The organism is Promineifilum sp. (SeqCode) (assembly GCF_041918635.1).
Classification (GTDB): Bacteria; Chloroflexota; Anaerolineae; order Promineifilales; family Promineifilaceae; genus Promineifilum.
The window spans coordinates 1-10,331 of the sequence record NZ_JAYRVJ010000405.1; the positions used below are offsets into that span (position 1 = coordinate 1).

11 protein-coding genes and 1 pseudogene are annotated in these 10,331 nt (G+C 63.6%); 10 read left to right on the forward strand and 2 right to left on the reverse strand.

The window, feature by feature from the left end; genetic code table 11:
• The coding region (locus tag ACE3UY_RS12540) for a class I SAM-dependent methyltransferase (RefSeq protein WP_374687855.1) at positions 1–439 on the forward strand (439 nt) is incomplete at its 5' end.
• Positions 440–519: 80 nt separating this feature from the next.
• Here the strand turns inward: ACE3UY_RS12540 and ACE3UY_RS12545 are convergent.
• On the reverse strand, positions 520–1,665 hold the full coding sequence (locus tag ACE3UY_RS12545) for a DUF3524 domain-containing protein (RefSeq protein WP_374687856.1): 1,146 nt from the start codon (positions 1,663–1,665) through the stop codon (positions 520–522).
• Between the two features lie 100 nt (positions 1,666–1,765).
• On the opposite strand from ACE3UY_RS12545, the gene iscX reads away from it, so the two are divergent.
• The 9 genes and pseudogenes from iscX (at position 1,766) to glp (ending at position 9,545) form a co-directional block, all read left to right on the forward strand.
• A complete protein-coding gene (gene iscX, locus ACE3UY_RS12550) occupies positions 1,766–1,981 on the forward strand; it encodes a Fe-S cluster assembly protein IscX (protein ID WP_374687857.1) in 216 nt (71 codons plus the stop codon).
• 55 nt (positions 1,982–2,036) lie between these two features.
• On the forward strand, positions 2,037–2,711 hold the full coding sequence (locus ACE3UY_RS12555; RefSeq protein ID WP_374687858.1) for an NADH-quinone oxidoreductase subunit B: 675 nt from the start codon (positions 2,037–2,039) through the stop codon (positions 2,709–2,711).
• A 44-nt stretch (positions 2,712–2,755) separates the two neighbouring features.
• Positions 2,756–3,154: pseudogene (locus ACE3UY_RS12560) on the forward strand (NADH-quinone oxidoreductase subunit C); the annotation flags it as partial.
• A 285-nt stretch (positions 3,155–3,439) separates the two neighbouring features.
• A complete protein-coding gene (locus ACE3UY_RS12565) occupies positions 3,440–4,546 on the forward strand; it encodes an NADH-quinone oxidoreductase subunit D (RefSeq protein WP_374687865.1) in 1,107 nt (368 codons plus the stop codon).
• A 142-nt stretch (positions 4,547–4,688) separates the two neighbouring features.
• On the forward strand, positions 4,689–5,330 hold the full coding sequence (locus ACE3UY_RS12570) for a 4Fe-4S binding protein (protein WP_374687859.1): 642 nt from the start codon (positions 4,689–4,691) through the stop codon (positions 5,328–5,330).
• A 74-nt stretch (positions 5,331–5,404) separates the two neighbouring features.
• Positions 5,405–6,481: an Mrp/NBP35 family ATP-binding protein gene (locus ACE3UY_RS12575; RefSeq protein WP_374687860.1), complete on the forward strand. Its 1,077-nt coding sequence runs from the start codon at positions 5,405–5,407 to the stop codon at positions 6,479–6,481.
• A gap of 211 nt (positions 6,482–6,692) precedes the next feature.
• Positions 6,693–7,637 (forward strand): stage 0 sporulation family protein, encoded by a 945-nt coding sequence (locus tag ACE3UY_RS12580; RefSeq protein ID WP_374687861.1) that lies wholly within the window; start codon positions 6,693–6,695, stop codon positions 7,635–7,637.
• Positions 7,630–8,259: an HDIG domain-containing metalloprotein gene (locus ACE3UY_RS12585; RefSeq protein ID WP_374687862.1), complete on the forward strand. Its 630-nt coding sequence runs from the start codon at positions 7,630–7,632 to the stop codon at positions 8,257–8,259. The genes ACE3UY_RS12580 and ACE3UY_RS12585 overlap by 8 nt, the downstream gene beginning before the upstream one ends.
• 20 nt (positions 8,260–8,279) lie before the next feature.
• Positions 8,280–9,545, forward strand: coding sequence for a gephyrin-like molybdotransferase Glp (glp, locus tag ACE3UY_RS12590; RefSeq protein WP_374687863.1), 1,266 nt, complete (start codon positions 8,280–8,282; stop codon positions 9,543–9,545).
• A 10-nt stretch (positions 9,546–9,555) separates the two neighbouring features.
• Here the strand turns inward: glp and ACE3UY_RS12595 are convergent.
• The coding region (locus ACE3UY_RS12595; protein WP_374687864.1) for a S1 RNA-binding domain-containing protein at positions 9,556–10,331 on the reverse strand (776 nt) is incomplete at its 5' end.

Sequence of the window (10,331 nt, forward strand, 5' to 3'; positions counted from 1 at the left end):
GACGCGGGGCTGGGTGGGAGATGGTATCGACTTCGTCCCGCAGGCCGTGGACGAGGCGCGGCGTAGGGCAAGAGCCGCCGGCGTCGCCGACCGCGTCTGCTTCCACGTGGCGTCGGCCACAGCGCTATCTTTCTTGAAGCCAGTCTATGACCTGGTGATTGACGTTGGCTGCATGCACTCCTTCAGCGAGGAGATGCTGGTCGACTACCACGCTGAACTGGCGCGCCTGCTGCGGCCGGGCGGGCTCTACGTTCTCTTCGCCCACTTGCGCGACGAGGTGGAGCCGCCGGGCGAGGAGGGGCCGCGCGGCATCGCCGAAGAGACCATCTACGCGACGTTGGGCGACGCCTTCGTCCTGGAGCGGTTGGAACGTGGCCTGACGCAAGTGGAGGATCGGCCTGCCTGGCATTCCGGTTGGTTCTGGTTCCGCAAAGCGTGAAGAAGGAATCCGCAGATTTCGCAGATTACGCAGATTTCTGAAGCTTTGCGGTGCGCCCTGTGCTGGCCGGGGTGCGTGATTCATTCAGGTCTGGCCCCTTCGACAATAGCGACCAGTTTTTGGTCATATGTGGGTGCGAGGGCAACCCAATCATAGCCGGCCGTGGCCGCGGCCAGGCGGCGGGCGATGGCGCCGGCCTCGGCTGGCCGGCTCAGCGCCCAGCGCAGACGCGCCATGAGATGGTCACGGCTGCGGTAGAGGCAGTGGGCGTGGAAGTCAGGCGGGATAATCTCTGGGTAGCTCAGCCGGTTGGGCAGTAGCGGCAGCGTGTGCGCGGCGATGGCTTCCAGAATGGAAATGCCGAAGTACTCATGATGGGCGGTGGAGAAGGTGAGCGTTGCCTCCCAGAGCAGGCGGCGATACGTTTCATCATTCGCATAACCATCATAAATAACCCTCGCCCCCAGCGCCGTGACGCCTTCCTGCCACGCCTGACTCGGCGCGCCGAACCGCTCGCCGCACAGGGCGATCCGGAAAGCTATGCCCTCCGCGGCCAGCTCGTTCAGCACACGGATGAACTGCTCCGGATTCTTGTCGTACTCCAGGCGTTGGTTCCACAGGATGAGCGGGGGAGCCGCCGGCTCCAGGTTGGGCGGCTCCGCGCCGAGCCGGCGCAGATCGATGCCGACGGGCAACACCTCGCTCTTCCCGCGCAGCAGTTCGACCGTGTCCAACTCGTTGTACTCCGGATAGTGGCGCAGGAAAGGTGTCAGGGCGTCGAAGAAGGTGGTCAGGTGGTAGTGGGAGTTGAAGAACACGCGCGTCGCGGCCAGCATGGAGGCGTAGTTGATGAAGGCGTAGTGGCGGTCGCGTTCGCCCAACTGCCGGCGCATGGGGCCGGTGGTGGGGTCGTCGGGCAGGGGGTAGGTGAGCTGGTTCTCGTGCATGTAGACGGCCGCCGGGATGTCCGCCGTCTGCTGGCGGGTCAGGGCCAGGAAGGTGGTCAGATCGAGCAAGTCGGTCGCCAGCAACAGATCGGGAAGCGGGCCAGCGCCGGCCGCCAGCCAGCGGCGGGCCAATGTCACCGCCCCGCCGTGCATGCGCCACTTCCAGAAGTGCGCCGGCAGCGCCAGCAGTTCGACCATGTGGGCGCTATACCGCCGGTAGCCTTCGGCCCACGCCTGGTGGCTGCCGCCGTGATAGGGAGAGATGAGCAAAATGTGCATAAGATGCTTGCGCAGAATGCCGAATTTCTCAGAGGCTACAATTCGACCACTTGATCACTATGCACTATACTTAGCGCTAAAGAGCAGTCGGGAAAAGCCTTTGACTGACCACGAACCTGAACTCTATTGGGATTCGACCTACGCCATTGTGGTCGCATTAATGGAGCACCACCCCAACCGCCGGCCTATCGACATCAGTTTGGCCGAGTTGACCGCGCTGGTCGAAGCCTTGCCCGGCTTCCAGGATGACCCTGCCCTGGTGACTGAGCAGTTCTTGCTTGATATTCTAACTGTTTGGTACGAGGAGGCGACCTAGCATGACCGTAGCGAATACGGGAGCCGCCAACGGTGACATCGCGGTACCGGAGGAAGTGGCGAGCAATGTCTTTATCACCAACATCGCGAAGTTGCTGGACCCTGTCTACAACTGGTCTCGGCGCAACTCTATCTGGCCGGTAACCTTTGGCCTGGCCTGTTGCGCCATCGAGATGATCTGCACGGCGTCGAGCCGGTACGACCTGGCCCGGTTCGGCATGGAGGTCTTCCGCGCCACGCCGCGCCAATCAGACCTGATGATCGTCTCCGGCACAGTCACTAAAAAGATGGTGCCGACCATCGTTCGCCTGTACAACCAGATGCCGGAGCCGCGCTACATCCTCAGCATGGGCGCGTGCGCGTCCGGCGGTGGCCCCTTCAAAGAAGGCTACAACGTGGTGGATGGCATCGACAAGTTCCTGCCGGTGGACGTATACGTGCCCGGTTGCCCGCCCACTCCTCAGGCTCTCATCAATGGCCTGATCGCATTGCAGGAAAAGATCGACCAGCAGTCCATCGCCACCGCCCCCTGGTATAACAAGAAAGACCCGACGGCTGGCCTTTATCCGGTGCCCGTCCTCGGCCCGGACCTGGTGGATGTGCGGCAACTGGACGTTATCCGCCGGGAAGCGGCCAGGCGCCCGGTTGAGGACCCGGTGCGTGCCGCCGAGGCGGAGCCGGAGCGCCCGCCCCAGGTAGAAGACGCCCCCAAGACGGTCAACCCCCAGTAAGCGGAGATGAAACGATGAGCGAAGCAATCCTTGAAGAACCCGGCATGGCCGAACCGGCCGCTCCCGCCCTGACCCCGGCGCAGGAAGCCATCGCCCGCTTAAAGGAACTGTTCCCCGACGTGGTCAGCGACGACACGCGCGAGGGGTATGAAGGGCTGATCGTCTACGCCGATGCCATCCCCGAAGTCGCCAAGTCGCTGCGCGATGAACTGGGTTTCAACTACTTGTCGAGCGTAACCGGCGTCGACTACATCGAAGAGGGCAAGCTGGAGGCGGTTTACCATCTGTACAGCATTAACCGCGGCGGCGGCCCGGTGGTGCTGAAGGTACAGGTAGATCGGAACGAGCCGGTCATCCCGACTCTCGTGCCCGTGTTCCGCGGCGCGGAGTTCCAGGAGCGCGAAGCGTTCGACATGTACGGCTTCCACTTCCTGGGCCACCCCGACCCGCGCCGCATCCTGACCTGGGACGGCTTTAACGGTCACCCGCTGCGCAAGGACTGGCGCGAGCCGTTCTATGAGGAGGAGCACAAGCCCTTCGGCAGCCGTTGGCCTGATGGTCAGGTCTTCCGCGCGGAGGAGAAAAACCCGTACGGCAAGAACGTGCAGTATCCACCCGGCTGGCTGCCCTCCGGCGACGAATATGACGTGGAGACGGACGTTTACCTGGGCCTCTCCTACACGCGCGACGCGACCCCCGGGCTGAAGACGGACAAGGTGACGGTCAACATGGGGCCGCAGCACCCGTCCACCCACGGCGTCTTCCGCATGGTTGTGACGCTGGACGGCGAGACCATTGTAGACCTCAAGCCCGTCATGGGTTACCTCCACCGCAACCACGAGCAGATCGGCGAGCGCAACACGTTTATCATGAACATGCCGTTCACCGACAGGCTGGACTACCTCTCCGGTGTGTCCAACAACCTCGGATATGCGCTGACCATCGAGAAGCTGTTCGGGCTAACTGTGCCGGAGCGCGCCGAGTGGCTGCGCATCCTGATGGTCGAACTGATCCGCATTGCTAACCACTTGTGGGCGCTGGGTTTCCTGCTCAATGACCTGGGCGCGTTGCAGACGCCGATGCTCTACTTCTACATCGAGCGCGAACTCATCGTGGACTTTATGGAAGCGGTCACCGGCTCGCGCATGATGCACAACTACATGCGCTTCGGCGGCGTGGCCTATGACCTGCCTGACGAAGTGCGTGGGATGCCGACGCTGAAGTACCTGGAAGAACTCATCTTCAACCGGCTGCCGCGGGTGCTGGAACAGGGCGACGAGTTGATGACCAACAACGAGATCGTCCGCGCGCGGGCCATCGGCGTGGGCTACCTGTCGCCGGAGGATGCGATCAATCTGAGTACGGCCGGCCCGCTGCTGCGCGCCAGCGGCGTGGCCTACGACATTCGTCGCGCTGAGCCTTACTCCTACTACGATCACCTCGACTTCGATGTCGCGGTGCGTTACAACGGCGATATCTACGACCGCTATCTGGTGCGCATGGACGAGATGCGCCAGAGTCTGCGCATCCTGGAGCAAATCTTGCCCCACCTGCGACGGACAGAGGGCGCGCCTGTCGTCAACGACAAGCCGCAGTATGCTCTGCGCGCGCCGCGCGCCGGCGAATCTTACGGCCGGGTGGAGAACCCTAAGGGCGAACTGGGCTTCTACGTGACCGCCAAGCGCCGCGACGCCAACCCGCAGCGCTACCACGTTCGCGCTCCATCGTTCATCAACCTGACCGCGCTCGGCCCGATGTCTCGCGGGCACAAAGTGGCCGATGTGGTGGCGATCCTGGGCAGCATCGATATCGTCCTGGGCGAGGTCGATCGGTAAGAGGAAGAATCCGCAGATTTCGCACGGCTGTCCTCAGCCGCGATTGCGCAGATTCTAGGTTGCAACTGCGAAGTCTGTTGTAAGGCAAGGGAACGGAGACTCTATGTACGGAATGGGCATTGTCAAGGGAATGGCGGTTACGTTGCGCCATTTCGTTCAGACCTATCTCGACGACATAAAATGGGCGAGTAAGGGCGGCCGATACTACAACGACGCGGCCTTCGCCGTCCGGCAAAGTCCCAAGGGGGAAGGCGTCGTGACCGTCTTCTATCCCGAAGAAAAACTGTCGTCGCCAGAGCGCTTCCGCTTTGTGCCGTTTCTGGTGACCGACGACCCGCCGCCCGGCCAGCGCTGGGGCCATGACTGGTGCACCTCCTGTGGCATTTGCGCCAAGGTGTGCCCGCCGCAGTGTATCTGGATCTTGCGCGGCAAGCTGCCCAACGGCCGGCCGAAGCCGGAGCCGGAGAAGTTCTTCATCGACATCGACATGTGCATGAACTGCGGGTTGTGCGCCGAGTTTTGCCCGTTCGACGCGATCAAGATGGACCACGACTACGAGCTGGCCAGCTACGACCGCACCTCGGCCCACATCCACGACAAGGAGCGGCTGAGCAAGCCGCTGAGCTACTGGCGCGAGATCAATCCCAAGCGCGCCGCAGCCGAAGAGGCTGGCCGGCAGATGGCCGAGGCCGCCAAGGCCAAGAAGCGCGATCAGGCCGAAGAGGCGCCGCGCCTGTCGAATGACGACGCCCGGCAACTGCCCTATCGAGGCGCGCAGTACTAAGGGCTACTGAGTGAAACGCTTTCACAATCGCTCCGCCTGGAGCGATTGTGCTTTATCGCAATTGGAGAGTACACATGTTTGGACGAAAGACAGAGCAGCCGGCCCTCACGCAAGAGGCAGTGATGAAAGCGCTGTCCACCGTCATCGAACCCGAGCTACACCGCGACCTCGTGTCGCTGAACATGATCCGCAACTTGCAGATGGCGGGCAACGACGTGAGCTTCACCATTATGCTGACGACGCCCGCCTGCCCGTTACGCGGTAAGATGGAGACAGACGCCCGCGCGGCGCTGGCCCAACTGCCTGGTGTGGGACAGGTAACGATCAAGTGGGACGCGAACGTTCCCGCCGACCGGCGCGTCGGCGAGCAGATCGGCCAGGCGTTTCGCAATACCATCGCGGTGTCGAGCGGCAAGGGGGGCGTGGGCAAGACGACGGTGGCCGTCAACCTAGCTATCTCCCTGGCCCAGGAAGGGGCGCGCGTCGGCCTGCTGGACGCCGACATCCTGGGCCCCAATGTGCCTATCATGATGGGCCAGAACGAAATGCCGCCGCCGCGCAATCGCCTGATGGTGCCGGCCGAAAGCTACGGCGTCAAGTTCATCTCGATGGCTTTTCTCGTCAAGCCGGACCAACCCCTGATCTGGCGCGGGCCGATGCTCCACAGCGCCATCCGCCAGTTGTTGACGGATGTGGCCTGGGGCGAACTCGACTATCTCGTCATCGACCTGCCGCCGGGCACGGGCGACGCCCAGTTGACACTGGCCCAGGTCTTGCCGCTGTCGGGGGCCATCATCGTCACCCAGCCAATGCAGGTGGCAGCCCTCGATGCCCTGCGCGGCCTGAAGATGTTCGAGAAGCTGGAAGTGCCTATTATCGGCGTCATTGAGAATATGAGCGGCGACTTCTTCGGCACGGGCGCGGGCGAGCAGCTGGCGAAAGAGTACAATGCGCCCTACCTGGGCACAATTCCGCTCGACGCCAACGTGCGTAAGGGCGGCGACAGCGGCCGGCCCATCGTCATCGCCTACCCCGAGTCGGAGGCGGCCCTGGCGCTGCGGCAAATCGCCCGCGAAGTGGCGGCGCGGGTCAGCGTGCTGACGTTGCAGGTACAGGCGGACAACATTATCCCGATCAGTATGATCGGCTGAGCGAAGAGGAACACAGAGAGACACGGAGATTACACAGAGTTCCACAGAGGAAGAAACACTCTTGCTCTGTGGAACTCTGTGTCTGCCCTCCGTGTCTCTCTGTGTTCCTCTTCCTAATTCTACCTCCATAAATATGTCAAGTTGCCGGATCGGGCCTGTTTCCGGTATAAATGTACACTGCGGTACTTTTCGATTATTACGAGGTAGTCCTATGGCCACTGTTATGGCGCCTGGCGAAACCTCTGACTTCATTGGTGTTCGCTTTCAGAAGCTCGGGAAGCTCTACCACTTCAAGGTCGGCTCCCACAAAGATCTGGCCCCCGGCGATCACGTGATCGTCGAAACCAAGCGGGGCAAACAACTGGGGCAGGTGATCGCCTTCATCCCGCCCGACGAAGTACACCGGCACAAGGGGCTGCGCGTTGTGCAGCGCCGGGCCACGCCGCGCGATCTGGTGCTCAAGCAGGTGTGGGAGTCGAAGGAACTGGACGCGCTGATCACCTGCCGCGAGGAAGCGTCCAAGGCGGGTATCAAGGACGCCAAGTTTGTCAAGGCGGAATTCAGTTTCGATGGCTCCTGGTTGACCATTGCTTATACCACCGAGAACAAGAAGCTCGACGTACGGCAGGTGCAGGGCGCGCTCGGCCGCATCTTGCGCACCCGTGTCGAGATGCAACTGGTCGGCCCGCGCGATGTCGCCAAGATGATGGGCGGCTACGGCGCGTGCGGCATCCCGCGCTGCTGCTCCACTTTCCTGACCGAGTTCAGCCCCATTTCCATCCGCATGGCCAAAGAGCAGGGCATCTCCCTCAGCCCACAGGAGATCACCGGCATGTGCGGCCGGCTGCGCTGCTGCCTGGTCTATGAGTACGAGCAGTACGTCGAGGCCAAGAAGCAGTTGCCGCGGGCGGGCAAGATCATCGGCACGCCCCACGGCGAAGGCAAGGTGCTCGACGTGCGCCCGCTGCGCGACTCGGTCATGGTGCTGGTGGAGGAGACGGTGCATGAGGTCTTCCGCCGCGAGATCGAACCGCTGGAGGAGCTAGAGGCCCTGAAGAAAAAGGCCGAGGCGGGCTGCTCCAAGCACGAAAGCGGTGGCTGCGACTGCGGCGCGAAGCAGCAAGGCCCGGCCAGCGAAGCGACGGAAGGTGAATGACGTGAAGAGCCGCGCCGACGCCTGGGAACTGGTCTGTCGCCACGTCAGCGACCGCGGCCTGCGCCGCCACATGCTGGCCGTCAGCGCCGCCATGGGCTTCTACGCCGAACGATTGGGGCATGACGCCGAGGAGTGGGCCGCTGTCGGCCTGCTCCATGACTTTGATTGGGAGATCCACCCCAATCTGAACGAACACCCCATGATGGGCGCGCCCATTCTGCGCGCCGAGGGGTGGGACGAGGAGACGATCCGCGTCATCCTCTCCCACTATACCGAAGGAACCGGCGTCGCGCGCGAGAAGCCTGTCGACTTTGCCCTGTTGGCCTGCGACGAGATCACCGGCTTGATCATCGCCGCTACCCTGGTGAAACCCTCGATGAACATCGCCGAGGTGGGCGTCCCATCCTTGCGCAAGAAGTGGAAAGACCGGCGCTTCGCCGCCGGCGTGGATCGCGACCACGTGGCCCAGATGACGGACGACTTCAGCCGAGTTTGCTTCGGCGGCCAGCTCGAGCTATGGGCCCACATTGAGAACGTCCTGCTCGCCATGCAGGCCGCCGCGCCCGACCTGGAACTCGATGGCCGTTTGGCAACCAGCCCTGCTGCCTCCCAATCTGCCTAATCTGCGGACAATACCCTCTTATGTCTAACCCGGAGATGCTGACCGTCGCCGAGGCCCTGGCGATTGTGCTGGACACCGTGATGGTGGTGGAACCGGAGCGTGTGCCGCTGCTCGACTGCCTGGGTCGCGTACTGGCCGAATCCGTCGTCGCCCGCGACAGCCTGCCCCCTTTCGCCAACTCGTCGATGGACGGCTATGCCGTCCGCGCCGCCGACGTGGCTGAGGCTGGGCCGGGTGAGCCGGCGATCCTGCGCGTCGTGGCCGACATCGCCGCCGGCCGGCCTAGCGACGTGATCCTGACGTCTGGCGCGGCAGCTCGCATTATGACGGGCGCGCCTCTCCCGGCTGGGGCCGACGCGGTTGTGCCCGTCGAGGACACCGACGAGCCGTGGCGAGACGCCGCCCGGCCGCTGCCGGAGCGGATAGCCATCCGGCGCGCCGTCGCGGCCGGCGACTACGTGCGCTATCCCGGCGAAGACATCCGCGCCGGGGAGACGGTGCTGGAGGCGGGCCACATCCTGCGTCCCCAGGAGATCGGCGTGCTGGCCTCGCTGGGCATGGCCGACGTGAGTGTGGTGCGCCGGCCGCGGGTCGGCATTCTGGCAACCGGCGATGAGTTGGTGGACGTAACCGTCCCGTTGACGCCCGGCAAGATACGCAATAGCAACGGCTATGCCCAGGCCGCGCAGGTGCGAGCGCTAGGCGGCGAGGCTATCCCACTCGGCGTGGCCCGCGACACGGAGGCGGACGTTCGCGCCCATCTGGATGCGGCCGTGGCTGCCGGGGTTGACCTGTTGGTTAGCTCGGCCGGCGTCTCGGTGGGGGCCTACGACGTGGTGAAGGCAGTGCTGGACGCGGCCGGTTCGGTGGCTTTCTGGCGGGTGCGGATGCGGCCGGGCAAGCCGCTGGCCTTCGGTCGCTACCAGGGCATCCCCTATCTGGGCCTGCCTGGCAACCCCGTCTCGGCCATGGTTTCCTTCGAGCGCTTCGCCCGGCCGGCCATCCTGCGCATGGGCGGTCACCGCGATCTGGAACGGCCAACCGTTCCGGCGACGCTCCTGGAGGCGATGCGCTCAGATGGGCGCGAGAGCTATGTGCGGGCGGTCGTGACGAGACGGGGGGATGGGGAGTACGTAGCAATTACCACGGGCAGCCAGGGGTCACACATCATGACATCGCTGGTGAAGGCAAACGCGCTCCTGATTGTGCCGGAAGGGGTGGTGGAGGTTCCGGCGGGGACGCCCCTGACTGCCTTAATGATCGATTGGCCGACCGGCGTTTTCTAATCGGTCGGACTTAATTCTCGCTCTGCATGGTCAGCGTACGCTGCAACAGGTCTTCCTGGACGCGGCGCTGGTCATCGCGCTGTCCTTTCTTCTTGTTGCGCCCGCCGCGCTGCTCCGATTTGACGGCCGTAATCGTCTCGTTACCCAGGGCGCGCCGCAGCGCGATCTCCATTGCGGTCGGGACTTCTTCCTGCTCGTCATCGACGATCTCGAACTCCTGCGTTTCGCGCCGATCATGACGACGACGGTCGCCGCGGTCGCGGTCGCCGCCGCGGCGTTCTGGGCGGTCCTGGCCCATTCGCTCTGAGCGACCGCCGCCACGGGCCGAGGTGGCCGATGCTTCGGGCTTCTCCAGCAACGACTTCATGCTCAGGTCGATGCGTCGCTTGCGCCGGTTGAAGCCCAGCACCTTAACCTCGACTTCGTCGCCGACCTTGACTTTCTCGCTGGGGTGCTTGACGTAGTCGTGGCTCAGTTCGCTGATGTGAACGAGGCCCTCGCGCTCCGCGCCGATGTTGACGAAAGCGCCGAAATTCTCCAGGCGAGTCACCTTGCCGGTGTAGACCTTTTCGGTGTCCAACTCGCCCCAGTCCACAGCCAGCGGGGGAACCATCGTCAGCATGACCTGCTGCCGCGCCGGATCAACCTTCTCGACCCAGACCGTTACCTCCTGGCCTTCCTGAAGGACATCGGAAACGCGGTTCACCTGCTCGGCGCCGAGCTTCGAGATGTGGATGAGGCCGGTCGCGTCCAGACCAAGATCGATGAACGCGCCATACAGCTCCA